1 pseudogene is annotated in these 232 nt (G+C 76.7%); it reads left to right on the forward strand.

The window, feature by feature from the left end:
• A pseudogene (locus tag AC0IVP_RS22240) lies at nucleotides 1–232 on the forward strand (MFS transporter); the annotation flags it as partial.

The raw sequence follows: 232 nt of genomic DNA on the forward strand, positions 1-232 counted from the left end.
GCTCGCGCTGACCCGCAGCCCCGCCGTCGCGCTGCCGGTGTTCTTCGTCTTCGGCGTGCACGCCTTCGTCGGGGGGACGACGTCGGTGACCGTGCGGCAGCGCGCCGTCCCCCAGCCGCTGCAGGGCCGGGTGGGCAGCGTGAACCGGGTCGGCACGTTCGGCGGGCGGGTGGTCGGCTCGGGCATCGGCGGCCTGCTGGCCCGGGAGTGGGGCGTCACCGCACCGTTCTGG

It is taken from the genome of Klenkia sp. AC732, from assembly GCF_979256525.1.